Origin of the sequence: Paenalcaligenes hominis, assembly GCF_041359055.1 — a bacterium.
Lineage (GTDB): Bacteria > Pseudomonadota > Gammaproteobacteria > Burkholderiales > Burkholderiaceae_B > Paenalcaligenes > Paenalcaligenes hominis_A.
Map to the genome: position 1 here is coordinate 483,859 of NZ_JBGJKZ010000001.1, position 19,306 is coordinate 503,164.

At 47.2% G+C, this 19,306-nt stretch carries 21 protein-coding genes; 12 read left to right on the top strand and 9 right to left on the bottom strand.

Annotated features, from left to right (window positions below; genetic code table 11):
* Window positions 1-3 precede the first annotated feature (3 nt).
* The 4 genes from ACBP46_RS02205 to ACBP46_RS02220 form a co-directional block, all read right to left on the bottom strand.
* Complete coding sequence (locus ACBP46_RS02205) at window positions 4-684, bottom strand: protein-L-isoaspartate O-methyltransferase family protein (protein WP_371015102.1); 681 nt, start codon at window positions 682-684, stop codon at window positions 4-6.
* Between the two features lie 77 nt (window positions 685-761).
* The gene (locus tag ACBP46_RS02210; RefSeq protein WP_371015103.1) at window positions 762-1,484 is read right to left on the bottom strand and encodes a 5'-methylthioadenosine/adenosylhomocysteine nucleosidase; all 723 of its coding nucleotides are present in this window, start codon (window positions 1,482-1,484) and stop codon (window positions 762-764) included.
* Between the two features lie 51 nt (window positions 1,485-1,535).
* Window positions 1,536-2,366, bottom strand: coding sequence for a bifunctional hydroxymethylpyrimidine kinase/phosphomethylpyrimidine kinase (gene thiD / locus ACBP46_RS02215; protein WP_371015104.1), 831 nt, complete (start codon window positions 2,364-2,366; stop codon window positions 1,536-1,538).
* Window position 2,367: 1 nt separating this feature from the next.
* Complete coding sequence (locus ACBP46_RS02220; protein ID WP_371015105.1) at window positions 2,368-3,171, bottom strand: thiazole synthase; 804 nt, start codon at window positions 3,169-3,171, stop codon at window positions 2,368-2,370.
* A gap of 500 nt (window positions 3,172-3,671) precedes the next feature.
* Here ACBP46_RS02220 and ACBP46_RS02225 point away from each other — a divergent pair, with 500 nt between their 5' ends.
* Window positions 3,672-4,493 carry a helix-turn-helix transcriptional regulator gene (locus tag ACBP46_RS02225; RefSeq protein WP_371015106.1) on the top strand — a complete coding sequence of 274 codons (822 nt, stop codon included), beginning with the start codon at window positions 3,672-3,674 and terminating at the stop codon, window positions 4,491-4,493.
* Between the two features lie 2 nt (window positions 4,494-4,495).
* Here ACBP46_RS02225 and ACBP46_RS02230 read toward each other — a convergent pair whose 3' ends face one another.
* From ACBP46_RS02230 to ACBP46_RS02250, 5 genes are all read right to left on the bottom strand, one after another.
* The gene (locus tag ACBP46_RS02230; RefSeq protein ID WP_371015107.1) at window positions 4,496-5,812 is read right to left on the bottom strand and encodes an amidohydrolase; all 1,317 of its coding nucleotides are present in this window, start codon (window positions 5,810-5,812) and stop codon (window positions 4,496-4,498) included.
* Between the two features lie 225 nt (window positions 5,813-6,037).
* Window positions 6,038-7,006 (bottom strand): tRNA 2-thiocytidine(32) synthetase TtcA, encoded by a 969-nt coding sequence (ttcA, locus tag ACBP46_RS02235; RefSeq protein WP_371015108.1) that lies wholly within the window; start codon window positions 7,004-7,006, stop codon window positions 6,038-6,040.
* Window positions 7,007-7,011: 5 nt separating this feature from the next.
* Window positions 7,012-7,383, bottom strand: coding sequence for a dihydroneopterin aldolase (locus tag ACBP46_RS02240; protein ID WP_371015109.1), 372 nt, complete (start codon window positions 7,381-7,383; stop codon window positions 7,012-7,014).
* An 18-nt stretch (window positions 7,384-7,401) separates the two neighbouring features.
* Window positions 7,402-8,157 (bottom strand): SDR family oxidoreductase, encoded by a 756-nt coding sequence (locus tag ACBP46_RS02245; RefSeq protein WP_371015110.1) that lies wholly within the window; start codon window positions 8,155-8,157, stop codon window positions 7,402-7,404.
* Complete coding sequence (locus ACBP46_RS02250; protein WP_371015408.1) at window positions 8,154-9,929, bottom strand: M61 family metallopeptidase; 1,776 nt, start codon at window positions 9,927-9,929, stop codon at window positions 8,154-8,156. Before ACBP46_RS02250 ends, ACBP46_RS02245 begins: the two co-directional genes overlap by 4 nt.
* A 32-nt stretch (window positions 9,930-9,961) precedes the next feature.
* Between ACBP46_RS02250 and ACBP46_RS02255 the strand changes: the two genes are divergently transcribed.
* From ACBP46_RS02255 to ACBP46_RS02305, 11 genes are all read left to right on the top strand, one after another.
* Window positions 9,962-10,738 carry an enoyl-CoA hydratase gene (locus tag ACBP46_RS02255; RefSeq protein ID WP_371015111.1) on the top strand — a complete coding sequence of 259 codons (777 nt, stop codon included), beginning with the start codon at window positions 9,962-9,964 and terminating at the stop codon, window positions 10,736-10,738.
* A gap of 252 nt (window positions 10,739-10,990) precedes the next feature.
* Window positions 10,991-11,470 carry an ATP synthase subunit I gene (locus ACBP46_RS02260; RefSeq protein WP_371015112.1) on the top strand — a complete coding sequence of 160 codons (480 nt, stop codon included), beginning with the start codon at window positions 10,991-10,993 and terminating at the stop codon, window positions 11,468-11,470.
* A 40-nt stretch (window positions 11,471-11,510) separates the two neighbouring features.
* Window positions 11,511-12,392 carry a F0F1 ATP synthase subunit A gene (gene atpB, locus ACBP46_RS02265; RefSeq protein WP_371015113.1) on the top strand — a complete coding sequence of 294 codons (882 nt, stop codon included), beginning with the start codon at window positions 11,511-11,513 and terminating at the stop codon, window positions 12,390-12,392.
* 108 nt (window positions 12,393-12,500) lie between these two features.
* Entirely contained in the window at window positions 12,501-12,743 is a 243-nt protein-coding gene (gene atpE, locus ACBP46_RS02270) for a F0F1 ATP synthase subunit C (RefSeq protein WP_077734422.1), read from the top strand.
* Between the two features lie 138 nt (window positions 12,744-12,881).
* Window positions 12,882-13,352: a F0F1 ATP synthase subunit B gene (locus tag ACBP46_RS02275; RefSeq protein ID WP_077734423.1), complete on the top strand. Its 471-nt coding sequence runs from the start codon at window positions 12,882-12,884 to the stop codon at window positions 13,350-13,352.
* A gap of 14 nt (window positions 13,353-13,366) precedes the next feature.
* Window positions 13,367-13,903: a F0F1 ATP synthase subunit delta gene (locus tag ACBP46_RS02280; RefSeq protein WP_371015114.1), complete on the top strand. Its 537-nt coding sequence runs from the start codon at window positions 13,367-13,369 to the stop codon at window positions 13,901-13,903.
* Between the two features lie 36 nt (window positions 13,904-13,939).
* A complete protein-coding gene (atpA, locus tag ACBP46_RS02285; RefSeq protein WP_371015115.1) occupies window positions 13,940-15,481 on the top strand; it encodes a F0F1 ATP synthase subunit alpha in 1,542 nt (513 codons plus the stop codon).
* 63 nt (window positions 15,482-15,544) lie between these two features.
* The gene (gene atpG, locus ACBP46_RS02290; RefSeq protein ID WP_371015409.1) at window positions 15,545-16,459 is read left to right on the top strand and encodes a F0F1 ATP synthase subunit gamma; all 915 of its coding nucleotides are present in this window, start codon (window positions 15,545-15,547) and stop codon (window positions 16,457-16,459) included.
* A 44-nt stretch (window positions 16,460-16,503) separates the two neighbouring features.
* Entirely contained in the window at window positions 16,504-17,922 is a 1,419-nt protein-coding gene (gene atpD, locus ACBP46_RS02295) for a F0F1 ATP synthase subunit beta (RefSeq protein WP_371015116.1), read from the top strand.
* A 12-nt stretch (window positions 17,923-17,934) separates the two neighbouring features.
* Window positions 17,935-18,357, top strand: coding sequence for a F0F1 ATP synthase subunit epsilon (locus ACBP46_RS02300; RefSeq protein WP_371015117.1), 423 nt, complete (start codon window positions 17,935-17,937; stop codon window positions 18,355-18,357).
* A gap of 144 nt (window positions 18,358-18,501) precedes the next feature.
* Entirely contained in the window at window positions 18,502-19,275 is a 774-nt protein-coding gene (locus ACBP46_RS02305) for a hypothetical protein (protein WP_371015118.1), read from the top strand.
* Window positions 19,276-19,306: the final 31 nt, after the last annotated feature.

Genomic DNA, 19,306 nt, shown 5'->3' on the forward strand with positions numbered 1-19,306 from the left:
GAATTAAAAGTTAAAACGGGAAACGCGGCTGCCGCGCAAGGGCTTAATTACCGTATCAAAGAGTGGCGTTGTCTCGAAGCTAGCAGCGCTAGTGCGAGTGATGCGTATGGCCGTCATGATGGGGTTGGTGCCTACTACAGCGACTAAGCGTCCGCCAATGCAAAGCTGATATTTAAGTGCATCAGGCACGGTGGGCACAGAGCCTGTGAGCAAAATAGCGTTGTATTCTGTTGTGCCCCAGCCTTCATGAGCATCGCCGGTTTCAACAATAACGTTTTGGATATGTTGGCGCTGTAGGTTTGCGGTAGCAAAAGCGGCCAATGTACTGTTGATCTCTACAGAGGTCACTTGCTGAGCTAATTGAGCTAAAAGAGCCGCCTGATAGCCAGAGCCAGTACCAATTTCAAGCACGCCATCGCTAGGGGTTAGCTCGAGACTAAGAGCTAAACGGGCTTCGATAACTGGTTTAAGCATGTACTCGTTGGTATCGACCGAGTCAATGATTAAGGGAATTTCGGTATCAGCAAATGCCATGGCCTTGTAAGCGGGAGGCACAAAATTTTCACGAGGAATCTGCATGAGTGCCTGCAAGACATCTTCATCTTCTACGTACCAAGGGCGAATTTGTTGCTCGACCATGTAATAGCGGGCGAGTTCCAGTTCAGACAGCGCATGTATATTCATAGCAGTTATTAATTAGCAGGACAATCAAAAATAGGACAGAGCGTAACGAACTGTCATACTACGTATTATGCCTTGATCTAGGCGACTATGGACATTGGGTCACATAGAGGAATCATAACCTGTAACAGAGTACTGGCATTGGCGACGGCAATAGGAGTGAATTGCGCGAAGTCCATATGGGCACCTGTGTTTGCATTGTCTGAGATTGAACGTATACAGATAAAAGGAACCTGGTTCAAATAACAGACCTGAGCAATACTTGCACTTTCCATTTCACAAGCAAGAGCTGAAAACTGATCATGCAGAGCTTGGGCTTGTTCGGGATTGGCAATAAACTGATCACCCGTCACAATTCTACCGATGAAATGATCGTGTTGGGAAATTTGAGTTGCGGCTTGCAGTGCTAACTCTTGCAAGGTGTGATCCGTTTTAAAGTCAAAAACATCCAAACGGAACAGTTGCCCTCGCTCTAAACCTAGAGGGCTAAGATCCATGTCGTGTTGCACTAAACTATTGGCAATTACGATGTCACCCGGCTTTATGTCATGTCCTAGGCCACCTGCCACCCCTATATTTATTAACCGTGCAATTTGAAATTCAGAAATAAGAATCTGCGTGCATAACGCGGCATTAACTTTTCCTACGCCACAAATGACGGCCACTACAGGGCGGTTAGCGTATTGGCCGACATGAAACTCCATGCCTGCACGGTGAACTGTACGTTCGTTAACAAGGGATTGCAAGATCACCTCAAGCTCTTCTTGCATGGCAACAATAATGCCAGTTAAGGGGTGACTCATTGTGATAAAAACAAAGTAAGCGACCACCTTTAGGGGTGGTCTGGGTCTGAGTTAAACGCTAGGCTTCCACCAAGCATGAAAATGATTGACTGGACCATGACCAGATCCAACACTAAGGTCGCCAGAGCGTGCAATTGCTTTGTAGAGGTACTCTTTGGCTATTTTAGCGGCTTGGATTGCATTGTCTGTTTGGGGCAGCAACCCAGCCAACGCAGCAGACAAGGTGCAGCCGGTGCCATGCGTATTTTTGGTTTGAATACGATGCGCTGGCATTTCCACCATTTGGTCTCCGTTGTAAAACAGGTCAGTGCAGTCTGAGCCAGGCAAATGACCACCTTTAAGAAAAACCCAGCGGTCTTCTTGGTCTGCCATTAAGCGGCGCAGCTTTTCTGCTACACCATACATTTCTTTTAAGGTTTCGGCAGGGCGCATATCAAGCAGCACTCCGGCTTCGGGCAGGTTGGGGGTGATAACCGTAGCTAAAGGCAACATGGCTTCACGCATGGCTGCTGTGGCGGCTTTTTCTAATAAATGATCGCCGCTTTTGGCGACCATAACTGGGTCGACCACAAGATGAGGCGGTTGCCAACGACTAAGGCAGTCAACCACAGTGGTAATGACAGACTCTTGGCCCAGCATACCGATTTTGACCGCATCAATACGCACGTCTTCGAAAAGTACATCAATTTGTTTTTTTATAAAGGCCAGATCTATGGGATAAATGCCCATAACGCCTTGTGTGTTTTGTGCGGTTAGCGCGGTAATGACGCCAGTGCCATAGGCACCAACGGCGCTCATGGCTTTGATGTCAGCTAACACACCAGCCCCGCCAGAGGGGTCAACCCCGGCAATGGATAAAGTATTAGGGATAATCGTAGACATGTTAACGAGAGTGAATTAAACCTTCGGTAGGAGAACTAGGATCGGCATCGTAGTATTTGCGAGGAATACGACCAGCTAAATAGGCTTGACGACCAGCAAGCACACCGTGTTTCATTGCCGCAGCCATTAAAATAGGGTCTTTAGCCCCTGCAATAGCGGTATTCATTAATATCCCATCACAGCCTAGCTCCATGGCAACCGTGGCATCGGATGCGGTACCAACCCCGGCATCCACCAACACAGGTACAGAGGACTGGTCAATAATTAAACGTAGATTCCACGGGTTGATAATACCCATACCAGAGCCAATTAACGAAGCTAAGGGCATAATGGCAATACAACCTATGTCTTCTAGCATTTTGCATTGAATGGGGTCGTCTGCGCAGTAAACCATCACATCAAAGCCTTCATCTACTAGCACTTTGGCCGCCTTTAGAGTTTCAGGCATGTTGGGAAATAAATTTGTTGGGTCCCCAAGCACTTCCAGTTTTACTAGGTTGTGACCATCTAAAAGCTCACGTGCGAGACGTAAGGTACGAACGGCGTCATCGGCGGTATAGCAACCAGCTGTATTAGGTAGTAAAGTGAACTCAGAAGGCGGAACATAGTCCAGCAAGCTAGGTTGATTGGGGTCTTGGCCAATATTAGTGCGACGGATGGCTACCGTAATAATTTCAGCGCCACTGGCATCAATCGCCTTGCGCGTCTCGTCAAAATCTTTGTATTTCCCTGTACCCACAAGTAAGCGTGAGGAATAGGTTTTACCCGCGATAACAAAAGGATCGTTTGAGGTTGTGTGGCTCATAATAAGTATGTCTGAAAAAGAAATCGTTACAGCTATCACTGCTAGACACTAAGCATAAACGATTTAAGAAGTTTCAACTGGAAAATAACCACTTTTTGCGCAGAGAAAAGAGAAAATAAGATTGGTGCGGTGCAGCAAAAATAAGCAAAAAAAGCTTAACATAAAGCTCTGATGCTAGAGGCGCAGTAAAATCTTTCATGTGCCCATAGTATTGACTTGTAACCCAAGCAGGGTTGGCAAGCGTCCGTTCTTAGTTTTGTCTGTTATTTCGGTGTATTGCTATGTTGAAAAAGACGCCTGCTAATAATAAAAACTAGCCTTAAAGCATGGCTCGGCAAGCGTGAAAGGGTTGTGTTATGTTGTTTGCATAGATTTAAATAAGGGCATTTGTCTATGATCGTTTTCAATGCTCTATCAAAGCTCTGCGAATACGGTTCGGTTAGCCGAAAAGATAGTTAATAAACTTAAAAAAATCAATTTAGTATCATAAAAGGCTAAGCATGAGTACATCCTCATCCAGTGCAGCCACGCTGCGCAGAAAAACGCTGGGTAATTTTTTACGTGAAGCGCGCGCCCACGTTCAGCCCCAAGACTGGGGGCTACCAACCGGCACACGCCGTCGTACACCTGGTTTACGTCGTGAAGAGGTGGCCCAGTTATGTGCGATTAGTGTCACGTGGTATACCTGGATCGAGCAAGGCCGTGATGTGTCCATTTCCCCAACCGTTTGTGCGCGTTTGGCTAAAACTCTTAAATTATCGCGCGCTGAGCGCCATTACTTATTTGAGCTTGCTGAATGTACAGACCCCGAAGCAGGGCGGGCCGAGCTAAAGCCCTTGCCTCAAGGGTTAAGCGATTGCGTAGACCACATTGTTGCACCGGCTTATATTTTAGATCGTAGTTGGAATGTCTTGGCCCGTAACTCGGCCTTGCTAGAGCTATTTGATGGGTGGCCAGATAACAGCTCAATGCCGAATTTATTGCGTTATATTTTTACTGATCCCGCAGCGCGTGACTTAGTTATGGATTGGGATCGCCGCGCTCAACGTGTGGTGGCAGAGTTTCGGGCCGATGTAGGAGCCCATGTGGATGAACCCGAACTGCGAGCTGTAGTGGCCGAGCTGCAAGAGCAAAGTCAGGTGTTTGCTCAGTGGTGGGGACGGCAATTGGTCACCGAACGCGAAGGAGGGGTGCGCGAATTTAACCACCCAGTGCATGGTGTACGCGTATATCAACAATTTACTTTTAGGTTAGCAGTACGCAGCGATTGCAAGCTTGTTATGCTTTTACCTGCACCTGAAGGGGGCCATGCCCCCTTGTAATGCTAAGGTTTTAAAGCGCTCAGCACAGCGGCTGTCATGGCTTGTACACCCGTTTTGATGCTAGGTTCGGGCACTGGGGCAAAAAATGGAGAATGATTAAAAGGTACCGGCTTACCATTGGCTGTATTAGCGGCAGCTATCAGTTTGGGGTCGGTAACGCCCACTAAAAAAAACATAGATGGAATCCCTGCATCGACAAAGACCGAGAAGTCTTCACTAGCAGTAATTGGGGGGACCTCCACCACATTCGCATCACCCAGTTGCACCTTCATCGCTTGAACGGCCTGTTCTACGACTTTAGCGTCATTAGTAATAGCAGATGTGCTGCCTTCTAAACTGATTTCTGGTGTAGGAGCTGCGGCCATTTCAGCTGTAGCCAAAGCGGTACGACGAATGCCTGTAAGCAGTTGGTCACGTACCTCTGGTTCATAGCTGCGAATCGTGCCTTGCAAGCGTACAGAGTCGGGGATGATGTTGCCTGCAGAGCCCCCCTGAATAGAACCAATGGTTACTACACCAAACTCACTGGGTGCTTTTTGACGGCTGACTACATTTTGTACATTTGTGATGAAATTGGCGGCGACAATAATGGGATCAATGGCTTTATGTGGTGCAGATCCATGGCCCCCGCGTCCAAAAAAAGTAATATCTAAGTCGTTGGAGGCAGAAGTAATAGGCCCTGCTCGGTAACCTATTTTGCCATAGGCCATTGGGTCGGTATGCAGAGCAAAAGCAAAATCTGGTTTTGCAAAGCGTGTAAACAAGCCGTCATCGATCATGGCCTGAGCCCCTGTACCTATTTCTTCAGCAGGTTGAGCTATGAACATCAGCGTGCCTTGCCATTGATCTTTTAGCTTCAGTAGGGTTTGGGCGGTACCTACCCAAGCGGCCATATGCAAATCATGTCCACAACTGTGAGCGACGAAGGTTTCAACACCGTCATACTGGGCTTTGGCTTTGCTGGCATAAGCCAAGTCGGTTTTTTCCTCCATAGGTAATGCATCTAACTCAGTTCGTACCATGATGGTTGGGCCTTTGCCATTTTTGTACAAAGCCACTACACCGGTCTTACCTACGTTTTCAGTTACTTCAAAACCAAGCGCACGCATTTGTTCAGCTAATTTGGCGGCGGTGTTAACTTCCTCAAAGCCGAGTTCGGGATTAGCATGCAAATCGTGATAAAGGGCTTCGACCTGAGGGTAAATTTGATTGATGTAGTTTTGAATGGCATTGGGTTCTGGGGTGGCTGCGGCAACGCCCATGGATGTGCTGGTCAAAATAGTAAAAGCTAAAGTTAAGACTTTGGCAGTTAAACGCATAATAAGCTCCTCGTATTGTATTTTTCATCTGTAGAACCTGAGCCGATGCAAAAAAGCTCGTGCTTGCACGAGCTTTTAGACCTTTTGTTTGTATTCGCACGCTGTCAGGTAGCCTGATTATATCAGTAGCGATTCTATGACGTCAGTATTTTTATGGTTTTCGACTAGGTCAGCTATTAACTGTAATAGGCAGAAAATGACTAGCCCATCTGTATTACGATAATTTTAAATACGACTTAGGGGAATCACACGCGGTGTGGTTTTCTCTGAGGTTACGATTTGGCTTTCCTCTTCGTCTTCACCAAAACGAGGCATGGCTGGGTCGAGGGCGAAGTCGGGGCTATCGAAAGCGGTATCGCCAGCTGGATCAGGAGTACCTGTGGCGCGTAAGTTGCCAAAATCGAATAGCTCGCGATCCATCAGGTGCGAAGGCACTACCGAGTTCAGTGCGCCAAATACATTCCAAGTGCGGCCTGGGAATTTTTGATCCCACTCAGCAATCATACGGTTGGCTTCCTGGCGTTTCAGGTTTTCTTGGGAGCCGCATAAATTACAGGGAATAATAGGAAATTCACGCAACTTAGCATAGGCAATTAAATCTTTTTCTGCCACATAGGCCAAAGGCCGAATCACAATATGATGGCCGTTATCTGATTGCAGCTTGGGTGGCATGGCTTTTAAGCGGCCACCGTAAAACAGGTTCAGAAAAAAGGTCGCTAAAATATCGTCACGATGATGGCCTAATGCAATTTTTGTAGCACCTAGCTCTTCGGCAACACGGTACAAAATACCGCGACGCAGTCTAGAGCACAATGAGCAATAGGTTTTGCCTTGGGGGATAACTCGAGTCACTATAGAGTAAGTGTCTTGGGTCTCAATATGATAAGGCACACCGATGCTTTCTAAATAGTTTGGCAATACATCGTCTGGAAAACCAGGTTGCTTTTGATCTAGGTTTACAGCCACTATGTCGAAATGAATAGGAGCTCGAGCCTTGAGTTTAAGCAAAATATCCAATAGACCATACGAGTCTTTACCGCCGGACAAACAAACCATTACTTTATCGCCGTCTTCAATCATGTTGAAGTCAGCAATAGCACGGCCGGTTTCCCGTAATAAGCGCTTTTCTAGTTTATTGTTTTCGTGCTTTTGTTTTAGCTCGGCTTTAGTGGGGAATTCGTGGGTAGGAGCCATAGGAGTTAGCGGGTAAGTTCAAGTTCAATACCGACGCCAGCGCAGTCGGAAAAAGCTTGGGGTTTACTAATGCGTAAGTGAACGCGATGAATACTAGGAAATTTCTGCAAAATGGTTTGAGCGGTATGCTCAATCAGTGTTTCTAAAAGATTAACGTGTTGACTAGTGCAACAATCAATAATGGTTTGACGCAGTTGCCTATAGTCTAAAACGCTATCAATGTCTTTGTCATTACTGGGCTGGTTCACGACCGTGTCAAACTCTGCATTAACATGTATAGGCTGCGTGGCGCGTAGCTCGTGCTCTAGGATCCCGATGCGTGCGGCAATAACAAGCTGATCAATAAAAATGCGACGCATAAAAGGGGGGGTAATCATAAAACCACAATTCCAAAATTAAAGCAGGCTGAAGTCTTGCTGTAGCCCTAAAAGATGTTGCCCCGCGTCAACCAAAATACAACTGCCTGTTAGACTGGGGGTTTGTAGAATATAGTGCACGGTACGACAAATGTCTTCGGCGCGACTGCCATGGCCCAATGGGGAAATTTTATGGGTGCGCTCAAAATCATCAGCACTTTGCAAATGGCTTGGCAGGGTTAAACCTGGCGCAATGCCTACCACTCGTACATGTGGAGCCAGCGCTTGGGCCATCATGGTGGTGGCAGCTTTCAGGGCAGCTTTGCATAAGGTGTACGAGAAAAAATCAGGATTGTAGCTCCAAAGCTTTTGATCTAACAGGTTTATTGCGACTACAGGCTCATTTTGTGGTTTTTGTGTGCCCAACGCATTAATTAACTCAAGCGGAGCGATTAGATTTGACCCTAAGTGCTGTTGCAGGCAGGCAGCGGAAAAATTGGCTGCATGATCATATTCAAAGCGCGCTGCGTTATTAATGAGGGCCTGAATTGGCCCCATGCGCTCATGCACTGCGTTCATTAGTTTGAGACCTGCTTGGTCTTGGCTTAGGTCAGCGTTAAATAGCTCACAACGTTGCCCAAGCTCTCGAATGGAGACAGCTGTTTGCTCAGCATCGGCTTGTGATTGATGGTAGTGCAATGCAATATCCCAGCCGTCTTGGGCCAGGCTTAATGCAATGTGTTGGCCTAAACGCCTAGCGGCACCAGTAACAAGCGCTATTTTACGTGAAGTCATGATTGCGCCGTCAGTTCAAAATGATCAGCAATAGGAGCGGCCAAGGTAACCTCGTAGTGGCGCAACTCATCGCCGCGAAAGACCGTTAGGGTTACGACGTCTTGGGCTTGATAGCGCGCAAGTAGTTGCTGTAGTTGTTGCGATGAACGGATACGCAAGCGATCTACGGCAACAAGTAGGTCACCTGCTGAAAGACCGGCTTGGTGAGCGGCCCCAAATTCATAAACGGTGGCAATGCTTACTTCGGAGCCGCTGTCCTTTAAGCGTACATTTAAGGTAGAGGTTGGGTCTTTAACTACGGCTTTAAGCTCAATCGAGTGCAAAGCAAATAGCTCAGTCAAAGGCGGGTCTTCACGGCCTTCCGCGTAGCGAGTAATTAAATCGGTCACATCCACACCGGTTGCTTCGAGTATAAGCGCCGGCATAGCATCTTCAGCGACCCCTATAGGCTTGCCTCGGTAAAAATCACGCCCATAGCGTTGCCACATTAGACGCATTACATCATCTAAGCTTTTTTGTTTTTGGCTGTGGTGCTGAATATACAAGTCCAATGCCAACGCCACCAAGGCCCCTTTGCTGTAATAGCTAACAAGGGCATTAGGGGAGTTTTCGTCTTGTTTGTAAAAACGTGTCCAGGTATCAAACGAGCTTTCTGCGGTGGATTGCTTGAGTCTGCCGCCGGTACGCTGCACCAAACCTATCACATGGGCTTGACGCTCTAAAAAAGTTTTTTGGTCAATAACCCCTGAGTGCCACAACATGAGCTCATCGTAATAAGAAGTGAAGCCCTCAAACACCCACAAGAGTCGAGTGTGGTTTTCACGTAGTAAGTCGTAGGGGGCAAAAGCAGCAGGCTTGATGCGTTTTACATTCCATGTGTGGAAATACTCATGGCTGACTAAGCCTAAAAAATCTTGGTAGCCTTTAGATTTGGTTTGTGGGTCGCAGTGTAAAGTAGGCAAATCGTGGCGGGCTGCCATTAGAGCGGTGGAGCTGCGATGCTCTAGGCCACCATAGCCATCTGCCGTTACCAGCGTCATAAACACATAGCGGTCAGAGCTATCTAGTACGGGAACCTCGTGGGTAATGGGCTCAAACAAAGCAATTTGAGCTTCGCAGATTTTTTTTACATCCGCGGCAATACGCTGCAAATCTATAGAAGGTATTAACCCAGTAAAAACGAGCTCGTGTGTAACGCCATAGGCCTCAAAAGCAATGTAGTAGGGGGTGCCCAGTTCAAAAGGATGGTCAATCAGGGCGTCGTAATCCGGTGCCGTATAAAGACCAAAACCATGTCGTTGTGCGGCATCAGGGTGATTTTTGGCTTCGGGTAGGCTAGTATAAACTTTCCAGTCAGGTTTGCTGGGTGGCGCACTGAGGTGCACAAAACAAGGCTGGCTTTCCTGGCCTGCTACCCCTAAAAAGACGCTGGTACCATTAAAAAACGCATGGCTGTCATCCACATGGGCGCTGCGTACCGATAAGTCCCATGCATAGACCACGTACTCTATCTCTAATACGCCCGAACAAGGTGCACAACGCCATTCATGATTTGCGATTTTCTGTATGGTCAGAGGACGGTTTTCGCAAAAAGCCTGAATGTTTTCTATTTGGCGACTAAAATCGCGTAATAAATAACTGCCAGGAATCCATGCTGGTAGAAAAAGAGTCTGGCCTGCGGGGTCTGGCTGAGGAATACGTAAACGTACATGAATGCGATGCCCATGCAAGTCATCAAAGCGTAGGCGGTAAAGAATGTGATCGTGTTCCATCATTTCATTTTATGTAAATAATCGGAGGCAATGTGAGTGAATCATTAGTGCTAGTTGAAACACAAGGCCGCGTAGGCGTTTTAACATTAAATCGTCCACAGGCTTTGAATGCCCTTAGTAATGATTTGATTGCAGAGTTAGCCCATGCAGCAGGTCAGTTTGATGCCGATCCTTCTATCAGTGTAATGATCATTACAGGCAATGAAAAGGCATTTGCTGCCGGGGCCGATATAGGCAAGATGGCACAGTGGAACTTTAGCGATGTTTATAACGACGATTATTTAGGCGGTCCGTGGCAGGCACTACGTCGTTTGCGTAAACCCGTTATTGCCGCTGTCGCTGGCTATGCTTTAGGCGGGGGGTGCGAGCTAGCCATGCAGTGCGACATGATTGTGGCAGCAGAAAATGCGCGTTTTGGTCAGCCTGAAATTAAGTTAGGGGTCATTCCTGGTTATGGTGGTACACAACGCCTAACACGAGCTCTAGGTAAAGCTAAAGCGATGGACTTGATCTTAACTGGTCGCATGCTCAATGCAGAGGAGGCCGATGCCTTGGGTTTAGTGTCTAGAGTTGTGCCGACCGAAATGCTGATGACAGAAGCCATGCAATTAGCCCAAACTGTTGCATCCATGTCGCTGCCATCAGTAATGATGGCTAAAGAGTGTGTAAACCGAGCGTTTGAAAGTAGCCTCGAAGAAGGTCTGCATTTTGAGCGGCGCAATTTTCACGCCCTGTTTGGTACCCAAGATCAAAAAGAGGGGATGGCGGCATTTGTAGAAAAGCGTCAACCGCAGTTTAAGCATAAATAAAATAAAATCATGGCTCAGACCCTTGTTTTTAGGGCTTTTCGCTGGGGTTTGAGCCTAAAAATACATCGTTGTATTGGCAAATTGGTTGTTTTTTGTTCTACAAAAATGAAAACAGATTTGCTTCCATCAAAAAAATAAAGCTATACTTCATGGGCTTGACACCGACGGCCTGTCTTTTGGTACTCCCTATTTAGCGCGAAAAGGTGTGATTTTAAACGCTTTTTTGCTAGATTTATCAGGAACGACTAAGATATGCAGCGGGTCAACAAACCTACTCAAACTGTAAAGCAGATGCCAGCAGTTGAAAGTCAAACAGATACTGAAGCCATCGTACTAACGCCAGAACAGCGTGCTCGTTTAGCAAAGCGCTCTTCAGTAGGCATAGTAAAGATATTAACTGCGCAAGCATTTTTGGCTTTAGTCGTAGTGCTTATATCGTGGTGGCTAGGTGGTAATGAAGCGGCAGCATCGGCATTGGTTGGTGCAGGGGCTTATTTCTTACCAAATTCCATATTTGCCGTGCGGTTACTTATTGGGCTAATGGGCGGAGCCAATGCCACAGCTATGTCCTTTTTTTGGGGCGAAGCATTTAAGTTGGGTTCAGCTATAGCCATTTTAGGTGTGGCTGCGTGGCAATTCAGTAGCTGGTTAGTTTGGCCTGCTTTGTTGTTTGGTTTGATAGGTGTTTTAAAAGGATACGTAGTGCTGCTTGCGTTGGGCAAGCTGCCTTAATAGTTTGGCTTAGGCCTTTAACATAACAGGGTAATAACAGATGGCTGCCGCAAGTACTAATACGCCTCAGTCAGATTACATCCAGCACCACCTTGTGCACTTAAACAGTACTGGTGCCAAACAGGATGTACTCGCTAATTTCAGCATAATCAACTATGACTCCGTTTTTTGGTCGTTATTGACAGGCCTAATTGCTGTCTATGTTATGTATCGTGCTGCGCGCACTGCTACGCCGGGCGTACCAGGTCGCTTCCAAGCCGCTATTGAAATGCTTGTTAGCTGGGTAGACGATCAGGCTAAATCCATTGTGCTGAATGCTGAGTCACGCAAGTTCGTTGCTCCGCTTGCTTTAACCGTTTTTCTCTGGGTCGTTCTGATGAACGTGCTCGACTTGTTGCCCGTTGATTTGCTGCCCTGGACTCTAGTAACTACTGGTCTAGGTGCCGAACCTGGCGATCCTCTCTACTACCATCGTATTCTACCTACTGCTGACTTGAACGTACCTATGGGTATGTCCCTAGGTGTATTACTGCTCACCTTGTACTACAGCATTAAAATTAAGAACCCAGGTGGTTTCGTCAAAGAACTCTTTACTGCTCCCTTCTCTTTTGGTGGGATTGCAGGTGTATTGCTTTCACCCTTTAACGTACTTTTAAACCTCATTGAGTACGGTGCAAAGACTGTGTCCCTAGGGATGCGACTATTCGGCAACATGTTTGCTGGTGAATTGGTTTTCATGTTGATCGCCTTGTTGGGTGGTGCATGGACAGGGTTTAATGGCGCAAGCATAGGCTTGGGTATTGGCCATGTATTAGCGGGTTCTGTATGGGCTATCTTCCATATCTTAATCGTGCTTTTGCAGGCATTTATTTTCATGATGCTGACCTTGGTTTATATCGGTCAAGCTCACGAAAGCCATTAATCAGTTTCCGAGTCTTGGTCGGTCACCGAGACTCGGGATGCAGAATTCTTCTGCTACGCCGTTTTTTTGTAATTTTGAACTCATAAGCTTTTTAACCAAGGAGTTGTCATGACCAACGTTGCTTTCGTTGCCCTTGCTTGCGGTATTATCGTCGGTCTGGGTGCGTTTGGTGCCAGTATCGGTATCGCCCTAATGGGTGGTAAGTACCTAGAAGCCTCTGCTCGCCAGCCAGAGCTAATGAACGCATTGCAAACCAAAATGTTCCTTTTAGCAGGTCTAATTGATGCGGCCTTCCTAATCGGGGTTGGTATTGCTATGTTGTTTGCGTTCGCTAACCCATTTGTTGGTTAATTGCGGCGCGGGTCCGCTGCCCCTATGGCGGACAGGCAGTCGTGAGCGGTGCTCATAAGCGCGCCGCAAACGGCTTGATTAGATGGTGTCAGGTAGCACAATAGTACCGGACACGAGTGGTATATAAGGGAAACGACCGTGAATTTAAACGCGACTCTCTTTTTTCAGATGATCGTGTTTTTCGTCTTAGCTTGGTTTACGATGAAGTTCGTATGGCCACCTTTGACAAAAGCAATCGATGATCGTCGCCAGAAAATTGCTGATGGCCTAGCCTCTGCCGAAAAAGGCAAAGCTGACCTAGCACAAGCTCAGGCACGTATTAGTCTGATGGAAGCATCCGCAAAGTCTGATAACCATTCGCGCTTGGTCGAAGCTGAAAAGCAAGCTGCCGCGCTAATCGAACAGGCTCGCCATGAGGCAGAAGCGGAAAAAGCGCGCATTATTGCGCAAGCTCAACTCGATGCCGCACAAGAAGTGCAACGCTTACGTGATACATTGCGTAGCGAAGTGGCGGTATTGGCAGTTAAAGGCGCTGAGCAGATCCTGCAACGCGAAGTTGACTCCAAAGCGCATGCCCAGCTGCTCGAGCAGCTAGAGGCTGAACTTTAATCTGAAGGCAGGCCATGGCTGAACTATCGACTATTGCCAGACCTTACGCCGAGGCTCTCTTTGCATCTGTACGCACAGAGGGTACGCTGGAGCAGTGGTCGGCCCTGTTGTCCGAAATGGCTCAGGTGGCCGGTCACCCAGAGGTTAGCGAGATCCTGGATACACCAGGTATAACTAACCAACAGCGTTACGAGCTGTTTACAGGTCTGATGAAAACCCCGCTTACAGATAAAGCGCGGAACTTTCTCGAATTACTCATAGATAATGGGCGTTTATCAGTAGTACCCAATATTTATGAAGAGTTCGAGGCATTGAAACACCAACTCGAAGGCTCTGAGTTGGCGCAAATTACAAGCGCCTTTGAATTAAGCCCCGAGCAACTTAACAAGCTGGTTAGTGCTCTAGAAAAGAAGTTTGGCTTGAAACTTATACCCGAGGTGACCGTGGACGCTGCTCTGATCGGTGGTGTACGCGTAATGGTTGGTGACCAAGTACTTGACACTTCCGTGCAGGCCCAGCTGGCCCGCATGCGCGACACACTGGCAGCTTGATCGCCGGCCAGAATACAGGATTCCAGGAGTCTGAACATGCAACTTAACCCGTCTGAGATCAGCGAACTGCTAAAAAGCCGAATTGAAGGCTTAAGCGTGTCCACAGACGTTCGCACCCAAGGTACGGTAGTAGCCGTTACTGACGGTATTACACGCATTCACGGTTTGTCCGATGTAATGCAAGGCGAAATGCTAGAGTTTCCAAATAACACTTTCGGTCTAGCTCTAAACTTAGAGCGTGATTCCGTTGGTGCGGTAATTCTAGGTGAATACACCAGCATTTCCGAAGGCGACCCCGTTAAAACAACAGGTCGCATTCTAGAGGTTCCCGTTGGCCCTGAACTTTTAGGCCGCGTGGTAGATACGCTAGGTAACCCGATTGATGGTAAAGGTCCTATCAACGCAAAAGAAACCGACGTTATTGAAAAAGTTGCCCCAGGGGTAATTGCACGTCAGTCTGTTGATGAGCCTCTACAAACTGGTATTAAAGCGATTGACGCGATGGTACCTATTGGTCGTGGTCAGCGTGAGTTGATTATTGGTGACCGTCAGACTGGTAAAACAGCTGTAGCAGTTGACACCATCATCAACCAAAAAGGTAAAAATGTTAAATGTATCTACGTTGCGGTGGGTCAAAAAGCCTCTACCATCAACAACGTAGTACGCAAGCTCGAAGAGCACGGTGCGCTTGAGTACACCATCGTGGTTGCTGCAGCGGCATCTGAGTCTGCTGCCATGCAGTACTTGGCCCCTTATGCGGGTTGTACCATGGGTGAGTACTTCCGCGATCGCGGCGAAGACGCACTGATCGTTTACGATGACTTAACCAAACAAGCATGGGCATACCGTCAGGTTTCTCTCTTGTTGCGTCGTCCTCCAGGGCGTGAAGCTTACCCCGGTGACGTGTTCTACTTACACTCCCGTCTACTCGAGCGTTCTGCTCGTGTAAACGCCGACTACGTAGAAAAATTCACCAATGGCGCAGTAAAAGGTAAAACAGGTTCACTCACTGCTCTGCCTATTATTGAAACCCAAGCGGGTGACGTGTCTGCTTTCGTTCCTACCAACGTAATTTCTATTACAGATGGTCAGATCTTCTTGGAAACAGACTTGTTCCACGCAGGTATTCGTCCTGCGATTAACGCTGGTATTTCTGTATCTCGCGTGGGTGGTGCAGCACAAACTAACATCATGAAAAAAATGTCCGGTGGGATTCGTACCGACTTGGCACAGTATCGTGAGTTAGCCGCTTTTGCTCAGTTTGCTTCTGATCTTGACGAGGCAACTCGTCGTCAGCTAGAGCGTGGCCGTCGTGTTGTAGAGCTACTTAAACAGCCTCAATACGTCACACTGCCAGTATGGGAAATGTCTGTCTCTCTCTTTGCCATCAATAATGGCTACTTTGATGACCTCGAAGTCGAGCAGATTTTGTCATTTGAAAAAGCGCTTAAAGACTTCTTGCGCAGTCAGAAGGCTGATTTGGTACAACGTATTACCGAAGCCAACAAGCTCGGTAAAGAAGACGAAGCCGAATTAGTTGCTGCTATCGAAGACTTTAAAAAGAACGGCGCATTCTAACTCATAGGCACATTGAATGAGCCTGCTTAGTCAGGCTCAACAATGCCTTTACAGGAAAGTGTGATGGCCGGAATTAAGGAAATTCGTACAAAGATCAAGAGCGTACAAAATACGAGCAAGATCACCAAAGCCATGGAAATGGTCGCGGCGTCCAAAATGCGCAAAGCGCAAGAACGGATGCGTGCTGGCCGTCCCTATGCAGAAAAAGTGCGCGAAATTGCTGCACATTTGATGCAGGCTAACCCTGACTACTCTCATCCTTATATGGTTGAAGCCAAAGAGCTGAAAAGCGTAGGCGTGATTGTAGTTACTACCGATAAAGGCCTGTGTGGTGGGTTGAATACGAACATTTTACGTTTGGTTTTAAGCCGCTTGCGCGACTTTGCGGATCAAAATGTTCAAGTTCAGGCTACTGCCTTCGGTAGCAAAGGTGCATCGACGCTAGCACGTATTGGTGCGAACTTGGTGTCACAAGAGGTGCAGTTGGGTGACGAACCAGACCTAAACCGTCTAATCGGCTCAATTAAAGTACAGCTTGATGATTACATGGATGGCAAAATTGATGCCGTTTACTTAGCAACTAGTTTGTTTGTAAACACCATGAAACAAGAGCCCACTTTTATTCGTCTTTTACCACTGCCTAGCGATCTTAATGATCCTTTCCAGTCTAAAGACGACGACGCCCTCAAACACGCACAGAAAGCTAATAAGTCCGAATATGGCTGGGATTATATCTACGAGCCCAATCCTAAGGCTGTAATCGATGATCTATTACAGCGTTACGTAGAAGGCCTGATTTACCAAGCTGTGGCTGAAAATATGGCCTCGGAACAATCAGCGCGTATGGTTGCGATGAAATCCGCATCCGATAACGCGGCAAAAGTGATTGATGAGTTGCAATTGGTCTACAACAAAACTCGTCAAGCTGCTATTACTAAAGAAATTTCTGAAATCGTGGGGGGAGCCGCTGCGGTTTAATTATCGCTAGGCTTACCGTATACGTTATTAAGCAAGGACTAAACATGAGCAACGGTACCATCGTTCAGTGCATCGGCGCCGTGGTGGATATTCAGTTCCCCCGCGACAGCATTCCAAAAGTTTATGATGCACTCAAGTTAGTGGATGCAGATTCTAAATTTGCAGAACACGACTTAACATTTGAAGTGCAGCAGCAATTAGGCGACGGCATAGTTCGCACTATTGCTATGGGTTCCAGCGATGGCTTACGCCGTGGTATGGGCGTATTAAACACAGGTGCACCTATTTCTGTGCCTGTAGGTACGGGCACTTTGGGCCGCATTATGGACGTGTTAGGGCGTCCAATTGATGAGGTAGGCCCGATCGAGTCAGACGAGACTCGTTCTATTCACCAAGAAGCCCCCAAATTTGACGAGCTGTCTCCTTCTGTTGAATTACTCGAAACCGGTATTAAAGTGATTGACTTGGTTTGCCCCTTTGCTAAAGGTGGTAAGGTAGGTCTATTCGGTGGTGCGGGTGTGGGTAAGACAGTTAACATGCTCGAACTCATTAACAACATCGCTAAACAGCACAGCGGTTTATCTGTGTTTGCTGGCGTGGGTGAGCGTACTCGTGAAGGTAACGACTTCTACCACGAAATGGCTGAAGCGGGTGTAATTCAACTTGATGACCTGAAAGAGTCCAAAGTATCCATGGTATTCGGTCAGATGAACGAACCACCTGGAAACCGTCTACGTGTTGCGCTTTCCGGCCTAACCATGGCTGAGAAATTCCGTGACGAAGGTCGTGACGTTCTATTTTTCGTTGATAATATCTACCGTTACACCTTGGCCGGTACAGAGGTATCTGCGCTACTAGGCCGTATGCCTTCTGCTGTAGGTTATCAGCCTACTCTAGCCGAGGAAATGGGTAAGCTCCAAGAGCGTATTACTTCCACTAAGACCGGTTCTATTACATCGATTCAAGCCGTTTACGTGCCTGCGGATGACTTGACTGACCCGTCTCCAGCCACTACGTTCTTGCACTTAGACTCTACGGTTGTATTGTCTCGTGATATTGCTGCTTTGGGTATTTATCCTGCAGTAGATCCACTAGACTCCACCAGCCGTCAGCTTGATCCACAAATTGTGGGTGAAGAGCACTATGCTATTGCACGTGGTGTACAACAGACATTGCAACGCTATAAAGAGCTACGCGATATTATTGCTATTTTGGGTATGGATGAATTGTCCCCTGAAGACAAACTCATCGTGGCCCGTGCACGTAAGATCCAACGCTTCTTGTCACAGCCTTTCCACGTTGCTGAAGTCTTTACTGGCGCACCAGGTAAGTTTGTGTCCTTGGCTGAAACTTTACGTGGCTTCAAGATGATTGTTGATGGCGAGTGCGATGCGTTGCCCGAGCAAGCCTTCTACATGGTAGGTGGTATTGACGAAGCCATCGAGAAAGCCAAAACCCTCTAATAAGGATTGATCATGGGTACGCTTCAAGTTGACGTAGTCAGCGCAGAAAAATCATTATTCTCCGGTGAAGCCAAATTTGTGGTGTTACCCGGAGAAACCGGTGAGCTAGGTATTTTGCCAGGCCACACGCCTTTGATTTCTCGCGTTCGTCCGGGTACCATGAAAATCGAACTTACCGATGGCACTGAAGAGGTTATCTTTATTGCTGGTGGTATTCTCGAGGTTCAGCCCGGTATGGTTTCGGTCTTATCTGATACAGCGATTCGTGCCGAGGATTTGGATGAGGAAAAAGCACTTGCAGCACGTCAGCAAGCTGAAGAAGCCTTAAGCAAAACCAAAGACAAAGCCGATATCGCCGTAGTCGAAGCTGAACTAGCTATGTTGGCAGCTCAAGCTCTAGCTGCCCGCAAATTCCGCAAAGCACCTCGTCACTAAGTCGAGTTGAATTTGCTTAAATAGGCGCCTTTAGGCGCCTATTTTGTGAGTGCTAACTGCAGGTTTAACCTTACGTATTACTACGCTCCCACAATAATGAGTTTTTGCGTTTAATACGAATGGTGACTCTACTCAGGGCTTTTTATGATGAAAGCACTTAGTTATTTACAGGGGATCACCATGAAACCTATTAATCAGTGTGTATTATTGCTGGATCAGCACAGTGCTTGGGCCCAAACTTATGCGGGCACTTACAAACAACTGCAGGTTCATGCGCTTAGTTTCGAGTCGTTGTTGCAGGGCGCTACGCCTGAACAAGGGGTGCGTCACCTCGCTACAAACCTGCTTTATTACGATTTAGCTATTGTGGTTGTTAGTCCTAGCAATGTGGCTTGGGTTCGTAGTCAACTCTACTATGCCCGTCCTTATTTACGCACTCCTGTACTAGCTTTAGTTAAAGACTTGCAACCAATTGCAATTCAGGATGTCTTAGATGTAGGGGCTGTCGATTTCATCATGGACTACCGTTTTAGTACAGAGTTTCTCATTCGTGTTAAGATTTTGCAGCAACGTTTGCACAAATTATTCAACCGATCTGAACAAGCTCCTCCAGAGGAAAACCTCTCCCCTCATGCCGAAGCCCACGAGCCAAGCTCCCTAGAGGCCTATACTGCAGCATTAGCCACTCGATACGCTGTGCATAGTCAGCCTTTTCAGCAAGCTAAAAACACAGTGATTCAACGCTTTGAAAAAGCTTATATACGCGCTATTTTGGTACGTAATCAGGGCAATATCACTCGGGCTGCGCGCAGTGCACAAAAACATAGACGCTCCTTTTGGGAGCTCATGCGAAAACATAACATTGATGCTGAAATTTATCGGGTGTCTGCCTGCCCAGAACAGCTATCAATTCGTTAAAATAAGCAGGCATTGATTTATTAGGAATTGC

Bases quoted from the DNA above. Each gene is read 5' to 3' on its own strand.
- ACBP46_RS02205 (WP_371015102.1), bottom strand. From the start codon at position 684: ATGAATATACATGCGCTGTCTGAACTGGAACTCGCCCGCTATTACATG.
- ACBP46_RS02210 (WP_371015103.1), bottom strand. From the start codon at position 1,484: ATGAGTCACCCCTTAACTGGCATTATTGTTGCCATGCAAGAAGAGCTT.
- thiD (WP_371015104.1), bottom strand. From the start codon at position 2,366: ATGTCTACGATTATCCCTAATACTTTATCCATTGCCGGGGTTGACCCC.
- ACBP46_RS02220 (WP_371015105.1), bottom strand. From the start codon at position 3,171: ATGAGCCACACAACCTCAAACGATCCTTTTGTTATCGCGGGTAAAACC.
- ACBP46_RS02225 (WP_371015106.1), top strand. From the start codon at position 3,672: ATGAGTACATCCTCATCCAGTGCAGCCACGCTGCGCAGAAAAACGCTG.
- ACBP46_RS02230 (WP_371015107.1), bottom strand. From the start codon at position 5,812: ATGCGTTTAACTGCCAAAGTCTTAACTTTAGCTTTTACTATTTTGACC.
- ttcA (WP_371015108.1), bottom strand. From the start codon at position 7,006: ATGGCTCCTACCCACGAATTCCCCACTAAAGCCGAGCTAAAACAAAAG.
- ACBP46_RS02240 (WP_371015109.1), bottom strand. From the start codon at position 7,383: ATGATTACCCCCCCTTTTATGCGTCGCATTTTTATTGATCAGCTTGTT.
- ACBP46_RS02245 (WP_371015110.1), bottom strand. From the start codon at position 8,157: ATGACTTCACGTAAAATAGCGCTTGTTACTGGTGCCGCTAGGCGTTTA.
- ACBP46_RS02250 (WP_371015408.1), bottom strand. From the start codon at position 9,929: ATGGAACACGATCACATTCTTTACCGCCTACGCTTTGATGACTTGCAT.
- ACBP46_RS02260 (WP_371015112.1), top strand. From the start codon at position 10,991: ATGCAGCGGGTCAACAAACCTACTCAAACTGTAAAGCAGATGCCAGCA.
- atpB (WP_371015113.1), top strand. From the start codon at position 11,511: ATGGCTGCCGCAAGTACTAATACGCCTCAGTCAGATTACATCCAGCAC.
- atpE (WP_077734422.1), top strand. From the start codon at position 12,501: ATGACCAACGTTGCTTTCGTTGCCCTTGCTTGCGGTATTATCGTCGGT.
- ACBP46_RS02280 (WP_371015114.1), top strand. From the start codon at position 13,367: ATGGCTGAACTATCGACTATTGCCAGACCTTACGCCGAGGCTCTCTTT.
- atpA (WP_371015115.1), top strand. From the start codon at position 13,940: ATGCAACTTAACCCGTCTGAGATCAGCGAACTGCTAAAAAGCCGAATT.
- atpG (WP_371015409.1), top strand. From the start codon at position 15,545: ATGGCCGGAATTAAGGAAATTCGTACAAAGATCAAGAGCGTACAAAAT.
- atpD (WP_371015116.1), top strand. From the start codon at position 16,504: ATGAGCAACGGTACCATCGTTCAGTGCATCGGCGCCGTGGTGGATATT.
- ACBP46_RS02300 (WP_371015117.1), top strand. From the start codon at position 17,935: ATGGGTACGCTTCAAGTTGACGTAGTCAGCGCAGAAAAATCATTATTC.
- ACBP46_RS02305 (WP_371015118.1), top strand. From the start codon at position 18,502: ATGATGAAAGCACTTAGTTATTTACAGGGGATCACCATGAAACCTATT.